We start from the raw sequence: 15,086 nt of genomic DNA, 5'->3' as shown, positions 1-15,086 counted from the left end.
GCAGGTGGATTAGGTGAATTCGCGTAACGACTACGTAAAGCCATACGTAGTACGCTCGGCGGCGTTGCGAACACAGCTTGATTGGAGACAGCAATGAACAAGCTTTATCCCAGTGCGGCCGCCGCGCTGGATGGCATCGTCAAGGACGGCCAACTGCTGGCGGTCGGCGGCTTCGGCCTCTGCGGCATTCCCGAGGCCCTCATCGCCGCACTGCGTGATACCGGGGTGAAGCAGCTGACGGTGATCTCCAACAATGCCGGCGTGGACGGTTTCGGCCTCGGCCAGCTGCTCGAGACGCGCCAGATCAAGAAGATGATCTCCAGCTATGTGGGCGAGAACAAGGAGTTCGAGCGCCAGTACCTGGCGGGCGAGCTGGAGCTGGAGTTCACGCCCCAGGGCACGCTGGCCGAGAAGCTGCGCGCCGGCGGCGCCGGCATCCCGGCCTTCTACACCCGCACCGGCGTGGGCACCATCGTCGCCGAGGGCAAGGAGCTGCGCGAGTTCGATGGCCATACCTATGTGATGGAGCATGCGCTCAACCCCGAGGTGGCGCTGGTGAAGGCGCATACCGCCGACAAGAGCGGCAACCTGGTGTTCCGCCGCACCGCGCGCAACTTCAACCCGGCCGCCGCGATGGCCGGCAAGATCACCGTGGTGGAAGTGGAGCATGTGGTCGAGACCGGCAGCATCGACCCCGACGCGGTGCACCTGCCCGGCATCTATGTGCACCGCATCGTGCACAACCCGAACCCCGAGAAGCGCATCGAGAAGCGCACTCTGAGCGAAAAGAAGGGAGCCTGAGATGGCCTGGACGCAAGACCAAATGGCGGCGCGCGCCGCACAGGAGCTCGAAGACGGCTTCTATGTGAACCTGGGCATCGGCATCCCCACCCTGGTGGCCAACTTCGTGCCGGCTGACAAGGAAGTCTGGCTGCAGAGCGAGAACGGCATGCTGGGCATCGGCCCGTTCCCGACCGAGGACGAGGTCGACGCCGACCTCATCAACGCCGGCAAGCAGACCGTCACCACCATCGCCGGCTCCAGCATCTTCGGCAGCCACGACAGCTTCGCGATGATCCGCGGCGGCAAGATCAACCTCTCCATCCTCGGCGCCATGCAGGTGAGCGAGCAGGGCGATCTGGCCAACTGGATGATCCCCGGCAAGATGGTCAAGGGCATGGGCGGCGCGATGGACCTGGTGGCCGGCGTGAAGCGCGTGATCGTGCTGATGGAGCATGTGGCGCGCAAGAAGGACGGCAGCACCGACCTGAAGATCTTGCCCAGCTGCACCCTGCCGCTCACTGGCGTGGGCGTGGTCAACCGCATCATCACCGACCTCGCCGTGATGGACGTGACCCCCGAGGGGCTCAAGCTCGTCGAGCTGGCCGACGGCGTCACGCGTGAGGAGGTGCAGGCCAAGACCGGCGTGCCTTTGCGCTGATCCCGGCGTTTGTGCCATCCCTAGTCTGCAGCGCCTATATGCTGGCTTGCGCGGCCCGTCCTGACACAAAATCGCGCTCGGCTCATCCACAAGGTGGATGGCGCCGGGCCGGTGGAACAGGGGGCACAAGATGCAAGCGTTGCTGCAATCCCAGGGCGTTGACGAGCCGCGCCTGAGCTGGGCGGGGCTGGGTCTGGCGGACTATCGCGGGCCCGAACGGCGCCGCCGCGCGACCGGGCTGAGCCTGCCGAGCGGCCTGTTCTCGCGCGCCCTGGACGAAATCGATCTGGGGCTGCTGCTGGTCACCGAGAGCGGCCAGCTGCATTACGCCAACCACATGGCGCGCAGCCGCCTGGCCCACCATGCCGGGCTGTGCCTGCACAACGACTGCCTGAGCGCCAGCCTGGATGCCGACCAGCTGCGTCTGAAGGCGGCCCTGCAGGCCGCCGCCCTGCAGGGCCTCAGGCGGCTCATCACGCTGGGCAGTGGCGCGGCACGGCTGATGCTGTCGGTGATCCCGATGGCGCTGGGCGACAACCGGCCCGGCGCCCTGGTGCTGCTGGGCAAGCAGCAGCTCTGCGGCGAGCTCTCCATCCATGCCTTTGCGCGCGAGCATCGCCTCACCAGCGCCGAGCAGCAGGTGCTGCAGGCGCTGTGCGAGGGGCTGCAGCCGCAGGACATCGCCGCCAAGCACCAGGTGGCCGTCTCCACCATCCGCACCCAGATCGCCAGCCTGCGCGCCAAGACCCAGGCCGAAAGCATCCGCGACCTGGTGGGCATGGTGGCCATGCTGCCGCCCATGCTGGGCGTGCTGCGCGGCCCGACCCAGGGCTGAGCTCCCGCTGCGGCTAGGATGGCGGCCTCGGCATCCACTCCTACGCCCTCATGCGCTTGTTCGTGAAATGGCTGGCCCTGGCGCTGGGCCCGGCCTTGCTGCTGGCCTGTGCCAGCCCGCCCCCGCTCGCACCGGCCCAACCCGAGGCGGCGAGCGGCTGGACCGCCAAGCCCGGTTGGGCGACCCGGCATTTCGCGGTGGCCGCGGCCAATCCGCAGGCGGTGGAGGCCGGCTACCGGATCCTCAAGGCCGGCGGCAACGCGCTTGACGCCGCCATCGCCACCCAGCTGGTGCTGGCCCTGGTGGAGCCGCAGTCCAGCGGCATCGGCGGCGGCGCCTTCCTGATGCATTGGGATGGGCGGAACCTGAGCGCCTGGGACGGGCGTGAGACCGCGCCTGCCGCGGTGGATGAGCGGCTCTTCATCAAGCCCGACGGCCGCCCCATGAGCATGGGCGAGGCGGTGGTGGGCGGCCGCGCGGTCGGCACGCCCGGCGTGCTGGCGATGCTGGAGGCCGCGCATCGCCGCCATGGGCGCTTGCCTTGGGCGCGCCTGTTCGAGCCCGCCATCGCGCTCAGCGAGCAGGGCTTCGAGGTCGGCGCGCGCATGCACCTGCTGCTCGGCGGCGCCAGCGGTTTGCGCCGCGACGCGGTGGCGGCACGCTATTTCTTCGACGCCGATGGCAAGCCCTGGCCCCAGGGCCAGCGCCTGCGCAACCCGGCGCTCGCCGAGGTGCTGCGGCGCATCGCCGCCGAGGGCAGCGAGCAGGCCTTCTACCGCGGCAGCGTGGCCCGCGACATGGTGCGCCGGGTGCGCGGCCATGCCGGCAACCCCGGCCTGCTCAGCGAGGCCGACCTGGCCGCCTACCGGCCGCGCGAGCGCCAGCCGCTGTGCACCGACTGGCGCCGCGACGCGCCTGCGGGTGCCGGCCCGGGCTGGCGCGTCTGCGGCTTTCCGCCGCCGTCTTCCGGACACCTGACGGTGATGCAGATCCTGGCCATGCTGCCGCCCGGCGACGCCGCCCGCGATCTGCAGGACGGCAAGCCGCGCGCGGCCTGGCTGCACCGCTATCTGGAGGCCTCGCGCCTGGCCTTTGCCGACCGCGCCCAGTACATCGCCGATCCCGATTTCGTCGACGCGCCGGCGGGCGACTGGGCGAGCCTGCTGGACCCCGACTACCTGCACCAGCGCGCCGCCTTGATCGGCCCGCGCAGCATGGGCGAGGCCCAGGCCGGCACGCCGCGCCAGGCGCGCAGCGCCCATGCGCCGCAGGCCGCGCAGGTCGAGCATGGCACCAGCCATATCAGCGTGATCGATGGCGAGGGCCACGCGGTGGCGCTCACCACCACGGTGGAGGCGGCCTTCGGGGCGCAGATCATGAGCGATGGCGGCACCGGCCTGGTGGGGGGCTTCGTGCTCAACAACCAGCTCACCGATTTCTCCATGCTGCCGCGCGATGCCCAGGGCCGGCCGGTGGCCAACCGCGTCGAGCCCGGCAAGCGCCCGCGCTCCAGCATGAGCCCGACCCTGGTGTTCGACCCGCGCGACGGTCGCCTGCTGATGAGCCTGGGCTCACCGGGCGGGCAGGCCATCATCCATTTCGTGGCCAAGACCCTGCTGGCCACGCAGGACTGGGGCATGGACGTGCAGAGCGCCATCAACCTGCCCAATGTGGGCAACTTCAACGGCCCCTCGGTGCTGGAGCGCGGCCTGCTGCCGCCGGCCACGGTGCAGGGCCTGCGCGCGTTGGGTCACCAGGTGATCGAGCTCGATTTCCCCAGCGGCCTGCAGGCGATCGAGCGCCGCGGCGGCGGCTGGTTCGGCGGCGCCGACCCGCGCCGCGAGGGCATCGTCAAGGGCGATTGAGCGGCCGCTTGAAGAACGGCAGGTCGGGCAGGCTGGGGAGCTTGGGCAAGGGGGGCCGCCAGGGCTTGCCGGTCAGCTGCGCGCTGATGGCGGCCTTCAGCGGCGGCAGCCGCCCGGCCAGCGCCAGCACGCCGCGCCGCAGCAGGCGTGCGCCGGGGCGCTCGTCGGTGAACAGCTTCACCACCGCATTGGTGCCCTGGTAGATCGGCCAGGTGGCGCGGCGGTGTTCGGCCGCGTAGCGTTGCAGCAGGGCGGCGTCGCCAGGGTCGGCCGCACCCTTCAGCAGCCCGGCCAGGGTCTGCACGCCGTAAAGCCCGAAGTTGTAGCCATGCGCGGTGACCGGGTGCATGCCCACCGCGGCATCGCCGATGAGGGCAAAGCGCTGCGCGGCGAAGCGGTGCGCGTAGGTGGCCACCAGCGGGTAATGGTGACGCGGGCCGATCAGCTGCAGCTTGCCCAGCTGGCCCAGGCTTTGTTCCTGCACCCAGGCGGTGAAACGCGCCTCGTCCCAGGCGAGCATCTCCTGCAGCGGCTGGCTGTCCATCGTCAGCACCAGCGAGCTCTGGCGGCCATTGAGCGGTAGCCAGGCCATGGTGTGGCCGTAGTGGAAGCATTCCAGCGCGGTGGCCTCGTGGTCTTTTTCCTCATGCGCCATGCGGCAGACGATCACGCCGCGGCCGAAGTCGCGCATCTCGGCGCCGATGCCGGCCAGGCGGCGGGCGTTGGAGAAGCGGCTGTCGGCGGCGATCAAGAGCGGGGCCCGCAGCGTTTCGCCGCTCTCCAGCGTGACGCTGGCCGCGTCGGCCTGCAGGCTCAGGCTGCGCATGCGCGCCTCGCAGCGCAGCTGGATCAGTCCCGCGCGGCGCAGCGCGCCCTGGTAGGCGATGCGGCGCAGCCAGTGGTTGGGCACCAGGGCGCCCAGCTGGCCCGCAGCATCGGGCTCGCCGGGCTCGAAACCCAGGAAGCGCGGCTCGCTACCGTCGAACACATGCGCCCGCCTGAGCGGCGAGATCTGCTCCGGGGGCAGGTCTTGCCAGGCGCCGAGCTGCTGCAGCACCGCCATGCCGCGGTGGGTGAGCGCGATCTCGCGGCCGTCCTCGGCCGGATCGGCGATCTGCGCCAGCGGCGCCTGTTCCAGCACGGTGCTGGCGAAGCCGGCATCCGCCAGCGCGGCGGCCATGGAGAGGCCGGCCGGGCCGGCGCCGATGATGAGGACTTGGGGCTGTTGCTCTGCTTGCATCCGGCGAGGCTAAGGCCGGGCGGCCCGCCGCGCCTTGATCCGGCTCAGGTTTTGCGCAGGGCCAGCAGGCTGGCGATGGCCGTGCCGGCGAACAGCAGGCCGGCCCAGACCTCGTAGGGCGCGCCCAGCACCGTGTAGGCCGAGGCCTCGGAGCAGGAGGCCGTCACCATGAAGACCGAGGGCAGCAGGGTCTCCAGATCCAGCGCGGTGAGGATGCGATCGGCCAGGGTCATGTCGCAGGAGGCCAGCTTGGCCACCACCTCATGCTGGTAGATGGCGGCCGTGAGCCCGGCCAGGGCCAGCAGGCCGCAGACCAGCAGACTGGCCTTGCGCAGCGCCGGCTGGCGCTTGCCCAGCCAGCCCAGGCCGGCGCAGGCGGCCAGCAGCAGGAAGATGCCGCGCTGCATCACGCACCAGGGGCAGGGCTTCACATTGAAGGCATGCTGGGCGATCAGGGCAAAGGCCACCGAGCCCAGGCTGGCCAGCGCGATCAGGCCGAGCGTGCGGGCCGGCAGTTTCGAGGGCGTGAGGAACATCAGGCGGCTTCGGCGCTGTCGTGGATCTCGGCGATCAGCTCGATCTCGACGCAGGCACCCAGTGGGATCTGCGCCACGCCGAAGGCGCTGCGCGCATGCTTGCCGGCCTCGCCGAAGACCTCGCCCAGCAGCTCGGAGCAGCCGTTGGTGACCAGGTGCTGCTCGGTGAAATCGGGCGTGCTGTTCACCAGGCTCATGACCTTGACGATGCGGCTGATCTTGTTCAGATCGCCCACAGCGGCGTGCAGGGTGCCGATCAGGTCGATGGCGATGGCGCGGGCGGCCAGCTTGCCGGTGGCGGTGTCCACATCCTTGCCCAGCTGGCCCACCCAGGGCTTGCCGTCCTGCTTGGCGATATGGCCCGAGACGAAGAGCAGCTTGCCGCTGCGCACAAAGGGCACATAGGCGGCGGCCGGCACGGCCAGCGGCGGCGGCGTGATGCCCAGGGCGTTCAGGCGGTCATACACATTGTTGCTGGCGGGGGTGGCGCTCATGGCTGTTCGCAGACTCAAAAAGGGGTTAGAACTTTGGCGCGCATCCTACACCGGCGGCCAATTCCGGCGCCCGGAGCGACAGGGAGTGGTGAAGCATCATGCTGGCGACGACGAGACCGGCGCCGCGTGCCTGGCATGGCGTGCTGCTGATGTTGGCCTGGCTGGGCGGCCTGGCGCTGCTGCAGCAATGCGCGCGCCTGCCGGCGCCGGCCGAGCTGGCGGGCCTGCTGCTGCTGGCCGGGCTGGCCCTCGGCCTGGCACGCCTGCTGCCGCACCGGCGCCTGGCTTATCGCGCGGGGCTGGCCGCGCTGGCGCTGGCGCTGCTGGCCTTTGCGCAGGGCGCCTGGCGCGCCGAGCAGCGCCGCGCGCTCGAGCTGCCCAGCGCCTGGGAGGGTCAGGACTTGCTGCTGCGCGGCCGCATCGCCTCGCTGCCCCAGGCGGTGCAGGGCCATGGCGGCGCGGCCGGTTGGCGCTTCGAGTTCGAGCCGGAGCCTGCGGCAGGCGACCCGCTGACATCGCCACCGCCCCTGCCACCACGCCTGCTGCTGAGCTGGTACGGCGAGGCCGACGGCCCCGCGCCGGCCCTGCAGGCGGGCGAACGCTGGCAGCTGCCGCTGCGCTTGCGCCGCGTGCATGGCCTGGCCAACCCCTGGGCCTTCGACCATGAGCTCTGGATGTTCGAGCGCGGCCTGCGCGCCACCGGGGTGGTGCGGCCCGGCGCGGCCGCGCAGCGCCTCGCCGCCGCACCCTGGTGGGCGCTGCTGCGCTGGCGCCAGGCCCTGCGCAGCGCCATCCAGGCGCAGCTGGGCAGTGCCGATGCCGCCAGCGCCGCCAGTGCCGGTGTGCTGGCGGCGCTGAGCCTGGGCGATCAGGCCGCCATCGCCCGGCATGAGTGGGACCTGTTCCGCGACACCTCGGTCGCGCACCTGATGAGCATCTCGGGCCTGCATGTCACCATGTTTGCCTGGTTGGCCGCCGGCCTGGCGGCGCGCCTGTGGCGGCGCAGCGCCTGGTTGTGCCTGCGCCTGCCGGCGCCACTGGCGGCTGAGGCGCTGGGCGTGCTGGCGGCCTGGGCCTATGCGGAATTTTCCGGCTGGGCCGTGCCCTCGCAACGCACCGTCTGGATGCTGCTGGTGCTGGCCCTGCTGCGCCTGACCGGCTGGCGCTGGCCCTGGCCGATGTGCCTGCTGGCCTCGGCCTGCGTCGTCACCCTGCTCGATCCCTGGGCGATCGCCCAGCCGGGCTTCTGGCTCTCCTTCGCCGCGGTGGGCCTGCTGATGGGCAGTGCTTCCGACAGCGCCCATGCCGCGGGGTCAGGTCTTGCCAAGGCCCTGCACCAAACCCTGCGGCAGGCTCTGCATGGCCAGTGGGTCGCCACCCTGGGCCTGGCGCCGCTGACCCTGCTGTTCTTCCAGCAGCTCTCGCTGGTGGGCTTGCTGGCCAATCTGCTCGCCATTCCCCTGGTGAGCTTCGTGATCACGCCGCTGGCCCTGCTGGGCGCCGCTTCGCCCTGGCTGTGGCAGCTGGATGCCTGGATCGTGCAGGGTCTGCTGGGCTATCTGGAATGGCTGGCCAGTTGGCCCCTGGCGGTGTGGCGCGTGCCGGTTGCGCCGGCATGGGCGCAGCTGCTGGGCCTGCTGGGCGGCGCGCTGCTGGTGCTGCCGCTGCCCTGGCGCGCGCGCGGCCTGGGCCTGCTGCTGGCCCTGCCGCTGCTGTGGCCCGCGCCGACGCGCCCCGGGGAGGGCGAGTTCGAACTGCTGGCGGCCGATATCGGCCAGGGCAATGCGGTGCTGGTGCGCACAGCCGGCCATGCGCTGCTCTACGACGCCGGCCCGCAGGTCGCCCCGGGCATCGATGCCGGCCAGCGCGTGCTGCTGCCGCTGCTGCGCGCGATGGGGCAGGGCCGGCTGGACCTGTTGCTGCTGAGCCATCGCGACAAGGACCATGTGGGCGGCGCCGGCTCGCTGCTGGCGGCCCTGCCGATTCAGGGCCTGCTCAGCTCGCTGGAGCCCGCGCATCCGCTGCTGCAGGGTGGCCCGCCGGCGCAGCGCTGCGAGCGCGGCCAGCGCTGGCGCTGGGACGGCGTGGACTTCGAGCTTCTGCATCCCGCCGCCGCCGACTATGCGCAGCAGCCCGCCAAGAGCAATGCGCGTTCCTGCGTGCTGCGCATCATCAGCAGGGGCGGCCGCGCCGCCCTGCTGACCGGCGATATCGAGGCCGAGCAGGAGGCCCTGCTGCTGGCGCGCGGTGGCGCAGTGCTGGCCAGCGAGGTGCTGCTGGTGCCCCACCACGGCAGCAAGACCTCATCCACCGAGGCCTTCATCGCCGCGGTGGCACCGCGCCTGGCACTGGTGCAGGCCGGCTACCGCAACCGCTTCGGCCACCCGGCGCTGCAAAGCCTGGCGCGCTACCAGGCCCAGGGCAGCCAGCTGCTCGCCAGCCCAAGCTGCGGCGCCTGGGGCTGGCGCAGCAGCGACGGCGCCTGGTGGTGCCAACGCGAACGCGAGCGGCGCTATTGGCATTGGCGCGACGATGGGCCGGCCGCGGACGAAGCGATGGGGCCGGAGCCCGAGCCGGGCGGGCCGGCTTACGGCTTCTGACCCGCCGCCCGCCATGCCGCCAGCGTGCGGCCCAGTTCGATCACCGCCATGGCGTAGTAGCTGGACCAGTTATAGCGCGTCAGTGTGAAGAAATTCTCGCTGCCGGCGACATAGCTGGGTGCGGCGTCGCCGTTCTGCAGTTCGATCACCGCCAGCAGGCCGGCATGGGCCTGGCCGGCCTCGGCCAGGCGCGCACCCTGTTCGGCCAGTTGCGCGGCCGTGAAGCTGGGCTTGATGTCGGGCGCCAGCAGCGTGGCGCGCGCCGCGGTGTCGACCGGTAGCGCGATCTCGAAATGCGTGGGCAGGCCGCGTTGCCAGCCGTGATTGGCGAGGAAATTGGCCACCGAGCCGATCGCGTCCTCGGGGCTGGCGATCAGGTCGATGCGGCCGCTGGCATCGAAGTCCACCGCATGGCGGTTCCAGCTGCCGGGCATGAACTGGCCGTAGCCCAGCGCGCCGGCATAGGAGCCCTTCACGGCCAGCGGGTCCAGGCCCTCGCGCTGGCACAGCAGCAGGAACTGCCGGAGCTCCTCGCGGAAGAATTCGCTGCGGTCCTTGCGGCCGGGCGGGAAGTCGAAGCTCAGGGTGGCGAGCGCGTCGATGACGCGGAATCCGCCCATGATCTGGCCGTAGAAGGTCTCCACGCCGATGATGCCGGCCACGATCTCGGCCGGCACGCCATAGCGCTCCTCGGCGCGCGCCAGGGCCGCCTCATGCTGCTGCCAGAAGGCCAGGCCGGCGGCCAGCCGACGGGGCTCGACGAAGCGGGCACGGTAGGCCGCCCAGTCCTTGGCCGTGCCCACCGGCGGCGGCATGATGAGTTGCTGCACCCTGGGGTGGCGTTGCGCCTGCGCCAGCAGGTGGCGCAGCGCGGCGGGCTCGTAGCCGAGCTCCTGGGCGTGCTGGTCGGCAAAGCGCATCACGTCGGCGCGCTCGCCATAGGCATGCGGCGCGGCGGCCTTGGCATGCTTGGCCTTGGCGGGGGCAGCGTGCTGGCGCGGCGGCTTGGCTTGCACCGATGGGGCGAGCAGGCAGGCGACGAGCGCCAGGGAAAGAAATTGTGCGAGACGAGGACGCAAGGCGAGGCTACTTTCGGGTCAGATGGCGGCTGCGCAACGGAGCTGCCGCGCGGGTGAATTCTCGCTGCCATCGCCAGCGCGCCAGCAGGCCAAGCGCGGGCGCCGGCGCCGCGGCATAGCGGCTGCGCTCCAGCTCCAGCAGCAGCTCGGCCAGCGGCGCGGCCGCGCTGCCATGCCGGGCCATCAGCAGTTCGGCCCATTGGCGCAGGCCCTGGTGGGCCTGGGCGGCGATGCCCAGCCGCGCGAGCCGGGCCATCAGCCATTGGCGCTGGCGCGACCAGGCATCGTGCGGGCGCGCCTGCCAGCTTGCCCACAGCCCGCCGGCCGCGGCGATCAGCGCGATCAGGCCGGCGCTGAGCTGGCCCAGCGCGCTCCAGTCGGGCGCGCTCCAACCCAGGCGCTTGAGCAGATCGAACTGGTCGCTGCGCGAATAGCCCAGCACGGCCTGCTGCCAGCGGTTGTTGATGGTCTCCCAGGCGCGCCGCATCTGCAGCCAGAGGGCGGGGTTGACCTGCCCAAGCGCGCCGGCCAGCGGCCCCGGCGGCGGGCGCAGCGGCTGGCCACCGCGTATGCGCTCGGGCGCCACGGCGGCGGTCGGATCGGCGCGCAACCAGCCGCGGCCGGGCACCCAGTATTCGGCCCAGGCATGGGCCTGGCTGTTGCGCACCACCAGATAGCCATCCTGCAGCTCGGCATCGGCGCCCTGGAAGCCGGTCACCACCCGCGCCGGCACGCCCATGGCACGCATCACCACCACGAAGGCGGAGGCGAAATGTTCGCAAAAGCCCAGGCGCCGATCGAACCAGAACTCGTCCACCAGGTGCGGGCTGGTCTCGCCGTAGCGGCCCGGCGCGAGCGTGTAGATGAACTCCTCGCTGCGCACATGGGCCAGCACCGCGTCCGCCAGGGCGACGGGCAGGCGGCTCGCGTCCAGGTCGGCAAAGCGTGGCTGGCGGCGCAGCTCGCTGGCCCAGCCAAGGGTGCGCGGATTGCGGCTGGGCGGCAATTCCAGATAGGGCTGCAGGCCCAGGTCCGCTTGCAGCGGGCCGATGCGGTAGTCCAGGTAGGCGCTGGCCTGCAGGCGCAGGCGCTCGGTGATGGGGCGCGGCGCCTGCCATTGCAGGTCCAGGCCGCGCCGCAGGCTCAGCTCGCCCGCCTGCAGCTCGCTGCCCGGTGCTTCGGGGCTCATCTCCAGCAGCGGCACCACCGGCAGCCGCAGCGGCTCCAGCGTGAGCTCGTAGCGCAGGCGCGGGCCGGCCACCTCGGGCGGGCTGGCGCTGCGGCGGCTGAACTGGCTGAAGGCATCGCCAGCCGCGCGCGCGCGCCAGGTCCTGCCGTCGAACAGCGTCAGCACCGGGCCGCGGAAGTACAGCGCCCAGGGCGGCGGCAGCACCACGCCGGGCTCGAAGCGCAGCCGCAGCGCGATGCTGTCGTCGTTGGCCAGCTCGGCCACGCCGCCGAACTCCATCTGGTTGGACAGGCCAGTGCGGCCGGTCGCGTCGCTGGGCACGCCCCACAGCGGCCCGATGCGCGGGAACAGCAGATACAGCGCCACCATCACCGGCAGCCCCCACAAGGTGTTGCGCGCGGCGTGGCGCGCCGCCAGGCGCAGGTGCGGCTGGCCCACCGGCATCTGCGCCAGGATCAGCGCGGCCAGCAGGCCCCAGACGGTGGCCAGGGTCCACAGCGCGGTGAGCAGGGACTGCGAGTAGAGGAACTGCGTCAGCACCAGGAAGAAGCCGAGGAAGAACACCACGAAGGCATCGCGGCGCGCGCGCAGCTCCATGGTCTTGAGCGCCATCAGCATCACCAGCATGGTCAGCCCGGGCTCGCGGCCCACCAGCCGGTGGTGCGTCAGCAGGGTCAGGCCCAGCACCAGCAGCAGCGCCGCCAGCAGGGTCCAGCGCCCCGGCAGCGCCGCGCTGCGCCAGGCCAGCACGCCGCGCCACAGCAGCACCAGGGCGGTGATGGCGCTGCACCACAGCGGCAGATGTTCCGCGTGCGGCGCCACCGCTGCGGCGATCACCGCCAGCAGGAACAAGGTGTCGCGCGCCTCGCGCGGCAGCGGCTTCATGCGCGCTCCTGGGCGCGCGCCAGCAATTCCAGGCAGGCCTGCCGGTGCGCCGGTCCGGCATCGGGCCCGAGGCTCTGGCCGCCCAGGCGCAGGCCATAGGGCAGGGCTTGCGCATCGGCGCGCAGCACCCAGGCGCACAGGCGCGACAGCCGCGCCTCCCAGGCCAGGCCCTGGGTCTGGCCCAGCTCCAGCCAGAGCTCGTGGCCGCGCGGGCTGCGCGTGTCGCGCACCCAGAGCTGGGCATCGCCATCGCCGGCCTGGGCGGCCTTCTTCCAGAGGATCTGGCGCGGCGAATCGCCGCGGCGGTAGCCGCGCACCTCGTCCAGATCCTGCCCGGGCAGGGGGGCGAGCTGCACGGCCCGCTGCGGATCCGCCGCGCCGCTGCCGGCCGGCAGCGGCGGGCAGGGCTGCTCGGGCGCCGGATAGACCCAGACCTGGCAGGCCGGCCGCCACACGCTCCAGGCGCCGAACAGGCCGAAGGGGAAGCGCGTCTCGATGCGCAGCGTGGGCAGCGCGTGCAGGCCGCGCCGCGGCATGGCCAGGCGCAACTGCAGCTGGCTGTGGCCCTGGGCCGGCACGTCGGTCCAGGCGCGCTGCTCGGCGCGCTGCTCGGCGGCGCGCAAGCCGATGCCGTAGCGCGCCGCGGCCGGGTTGTGCAGGCGGATCTGCAGGCCGGCCTCCTCACCGGCGAACACCGGCGCGGGGGCGCGCAGGTCAAGGCTTAGGCCGCGCAGATTCGCGTGCGTCACATGCATGGAGACAAAGCCCGCGCCGGTGAGCAGAAAGGTCAGCAGATAGCCCAGGCTGAGCTGCTCGTTGATGGAGGCCAGCAACAGCACCAGCAGGGTGGCGCAGAAGAACAGGCCCGGGCGGCTGGGCAGGATGTAGATATTGCGCTGGACCATCAGGTGCGTGTCGCTGGGCGGGTGGCGCAGCGACCACCAGGCCTGGAAGCGCTGGCGCGGCTTGCTCAGCATGGCGCCGTCAGGGGATGGGCACCGCTTCGATCATGGCGCGCACCTGCTCGCGCGCGCCGCGCCCGCTGCTCGCGCGCGGCGTGAGGCGGTGCGCGATGGTCTGCGGCAGGATGGCCTGCACATCCTCGGGCGAGACATAGTCGCGCCCGCTCAGCAAGGCCTTGGCGCGCGCGGCGCGCAGCACCGCCAGGCCGGCGCGCGGGCTCAGACCCTCGGTGAACCAATGGCCCGAGCGGGTGGCGGCGAGCAGGGCCTGCAGATAGTCCAGCAGCGCGTCGGCGGCATGCACCTGCAGCACCGCCTGCTGTGCCGCCAGCACCTGGGCCGGCGTCATCACCGGCTCGAGCGCGCGGATCGCGGCGCGGCTGTCCTGCCCCTGCAGCAGTTCGCGCTCCGAGGCCTGGTCGGGATAGCCCAGGCTGATGCACATCAGGAAGCGGTCCAGCTGCGATTCGGGCAGCGGGTAGGTGCCCAGCTGCTCGCTGGGGTTCTGCGTGGCGATCACGAAGAAGGGCTGGGGCAGGGCATGGGTGGTGCCGTCGGCGCTGACCTGGAACTCCTCCATCGCCTCCAGCAGCGCGCTCTGCGTCTTCGGGCCGGCGCGGTTGATCTCGTCGGCCAGCAAGACCTGTGCGAATACCGGACCGGGGTGGAAGCGGAACTTGCCGCCGTCTTTTTCGTAGATGCTCACGCCCAGCAGGTCGGAGGGCATCAGGTCGGCGGTGAACTGCACGCGCGAGAACTGCAGGCCCATCGAGCGCGCCAGCGTATGCGCCAGCGTGGTCTTGCCCACTCCCGGCATGTCCTCGATCAACAAGTGGCCACCGGCGATCAAACAAGCCACGCAGTCGGCGACCTGCGCGGATTTGCCTTTGATGATCGTGCTAATCTGGTGCTGCAATGCCTGGAGTTGGTGCGCCAGCGCGGACTGCGAGTCTCGTTGCGTCATGCGGCGCACCTTAACCCAAAACAGCGAAGTACGAGGTTTCTGCCCGCATGTCCACCGCCTATCTCAGCCACCCCGATTGCCGCCGTCACGACATGGGTGCCGGCCACCCGGAATGCCCGCAGCGCCTGGATGCGATCGAGGACTGGTTGATCGCCCACGGCCTGGATGTGGCGCTGACCCGGCACGATGCACCACAGGCGCGCATCAGCGATGTGGAGCTCGCGCACACGCACGGCTATGTGGCGGAGATCCGCGACACGCTGGAGACCCTGGCCGCCACCGGCGAGACGCGCGCCGTCGACCCCGACACCATCGCCAACCCCTATACCTGGGCCGCGGCCCTGCGCGCCGCCGGCGCCGCGGTGCGCGCCACCGATCTGGTGATCGACCGCCAGGCCGAGAACGCGTTCTGCGCGGTGCGCCCGCCCGGCCACCATGCCACGCGCGACCAGAGCATGGGCTTTTGCTTCTTCAACAATGTGGCGATCGCGGCGCGCCATGCGCTGGACGTGCGCGGCCTCAAGCGCGTGGCGGTGGTGGACTTCGACGTGCACCATGGCAACGGCACCGAGGACATCCTGGCCGGCGACGAGCGCGTGCTGATGGTGAGCATCTTCCAGCACCCGCTCTACCCCTATTCGGGCGCCGTGCCCCAGGGCGAGAACATGGTCAACGTGCCGATCCCGGCCTACACGCGTGGCGCCGAGATCCGCGAAATGATCGAGGCCATGTGGATGCCGGCACTGGAGCGCTTCCGGCCCGAAATGATCTTCATCTCGGCCGGCTTCGATGCGCACCGCGAGGACGACCTCGGCCAGCTCGGCCTGGTGGAGGCCGATTACGAGTGGATCACCATGCGTGTGAAGGACATGGCCGAGCGCCATGCCAAGGGTCGCATCGTCTCGGTGCTGGAGGGCGGCTACCATCTCGGGGCCCTGGCGCGCAGCGTCGGCGTCCATTTGCGGGTGCTGGCTGGCGTCTGAACTCCGAGTCGAC

The 15,086-nt window shown here is 71.4% G+C and carries 13 protein-coding genes; 6 read left to right on the top strand and 7 right to left on the bottom strand.

Annotated elements, in window-relative coordinates; all coding sequences use genetic code 11:
* The first annotated feature begins 93 nt into the window (after window positions 1-93).
* From PFX98_RS22405 to PFX98_RS22390, 4 genes are all read left to right on the top strand, one after another.
* Entirely contained in the window at window positions 94-801 is a 708-nt protein-coding gene (locus PFX98_RS22405; RefSeq protein ID WP_285232695.1) for a CoA transferase subunit A, read from the top strand.
* Between the two features lies 1 nt (window position 802).
* On the top strand, window positions 803-1,441 hold the full coding sequence (locus PFX98_RS22400) for a CoA transferase subunit B (RefSeq protein ID WP_285232694.1): 639 nt from the start codon (window positions 803-805) through the stop codon (window positions 1,439-1,441).
* A gap of 130 nt (window positions 1,442-1,571) precedes the next feature.
* Window positions 1,572-2,276 (top strand): helix-turn-helix transcriptional regulator, encoded by a 705-nt coding sequence (locus tag PFX98_RS22395; RefSeq protein ID WP_285232693.1) that lies wholly within the window; start codon window positions 1,572-1,574, stop codon window positions 2,274-2,276.
* A 50-nt stretch (window positions 2,277-2,326) separates the two neighbouring features.
* Window positions 2,327-4,141, top strand: a complete 1,815-nt coding sequence (locus PFX98_RS22390) for a gamma-glutamyltransferase family protein (protein ID WP_285232692.1) — start codon at window positions 2,327-2,329, stop codon at window positions 4,139-4,141.
* On the opposite strand, the gene ubiM is transcribed toward PFX98_RS22390, so the two are convergent.
* Genes ubiM through PFX98_RS22375 form a run of 3 tightly spaced genes read right to left on the bottom strand, consistent with a single transcriptional unit; the run spans window position 4,128 to window position 6,411 of the window.
* Entirely contained in the window at window positions 4,128-5,381 is a 1,254-nt protein-coding gene (gene ubiM / locus PFX98_RS22385) for a 5-demethoxyubiquinol-8 5-hydroxylase UbiM (protein ID WP_285232691.1), read from the bottom strand. The genes PFX98_RS22390 and ubiM overlap by 14 nt on opposite strands.
* A gap of 44 nt (window positions 5,382-5,425) precedes the next feature.
* Window positions 5,426-5,917, bottom strand: coding sequence for a disulfide bond formation protein B (locus PFX98_RS22380; RefSeq protein WP_285232690.1), 492 nt, complete (start codon window positions 5,915-5,917; stop codon window positions 5,426-5,428).
* Window positions 5,917-6,411, bottom strand: a complete 495-nt coding sequence (locus tag PFX98_RS22375; protein ID WP_285232689.1) for a RidA family protein — start codon at window positions 6,409-6,411, stop codon at window positions 5,917-5,919. The genes PFX98_RS22380 and PFX98_RS22375 overlap by 1 nt, the downstream gene beginning before the upstream one ends.
* 98 nt (window positions 6,412-6,509) lie before the next feature.
* On the opposite strand from PFX98_RS22375, the gene PFX98_RS22370 reads away from it, so the two are divergent.
* The gene (locus PFX98_RS22370; protein ID WP_285232688.1) at window positions 6,510-9,011 is read left to right on the top strand and encodes a DNA internalization-related competence protein ComEC/Rec2; all 2,502 of its coding nucleotides are present in this window, start codon (window positions 6,510-6,512) and stop codon (window positions 9,009-9,011) included.
* Here PFX98_RS22370 and mltB read toward each other — a convergent pair.
* From mltB to PFX98_RS22350, 4 genes are all read right to left on the bottom strand, one after another.
* The gene (gene mltB, locus PFX98_RS22365; RefSeq protein WP_285232687.1) at window positions 8,999-10,027 is read right to left on the bottom strand and encodes a lytic murein transglycosylase B; all 1,029 of its coding nucleotides are present in this window, start codon (window positions 10,025-10,027) and stop codon (window positions 8,999-9,001) included. The two genes, PFX98_RS22370 and mltB, sit on opposite strands and share 13 nt — an antisense overlap.
* A 70-nt stretch (window positions 10,028-10,097) precedes the next feature.
* Window positions 10,098-12,164: a transglutaminase TgpA family protein gene (locus PFX98_RS22360; protein ID WP_285232686.1), complete on the bottom strand. Its 2,067-nt coding sequence runs from the start codon at window positions 12,162-12,164 to the stop codon at window positions 10,098-10,100.
* Window positions 12,161-13,141 carry a DUF58 domain-containing protein gene (locus PFX98_RS22355; RefSeq protein WP_285232685.1) on the bottom strand — a complete coding sequence of 327 codons (981 nt, stop codon included), beginning with the start codon at window positions 13,139-13,141 and terminating at the stop codon, window positions 12,161-12,163. The genes PFX98_RS22360 and PFX98_RS22355 overlap by 4 nt, the downstream gene beginning before the upstream one ends.
* Window positions 13,142-13,148: 7 nt before the next feature.
* On the bottom strand, window positions 13,149-14,090 hold the full coding sequence (locus PFX98_RS22350) for an AAA family ATPase (protein WP_285232684.1): 942 nt from the start codon (window positions 14,088-14,090) through the stop codon (window positions 13,149-13,151).
* 47 nt (window positions 14,091-14,137) lie between these two features.
* Between PFX98_RS22350 and PFX98_RS22345 the strand changes: the two genes are divergently transcribed.
* Window positions 14,138-15,073 carry a histone deacetylase family protein gene (locus tag PFX98_RS22345; RefSeq protein ID WP_285232683.1) on the top strand — a complete coding sequence of 312 codons (936 nt, stop codon included), beginning with the start codon at window positions 14,138-14,140 and terminating at the stop codon, window positions 15,071-15,073.
* Window positions 15,074-15,086: the final 13 nt, after the last annotated feature.

Origin of the sequence: Paucibacter sediminis, from assembly GCF_030254645.1 — a bacterium.
GTDB classification, from domain to species: Bacteria; Pseudomonadota; Gammaproteobacteria; order Burkholderiales; family Burkholderiaceae_C; genus Paucibacter_B; species Paucibacter_B sediminis.
Note: the sequence above shows the minus strand (reverse complement) of the source record. Positions and strands in the feature narration are given on the sequence as shown.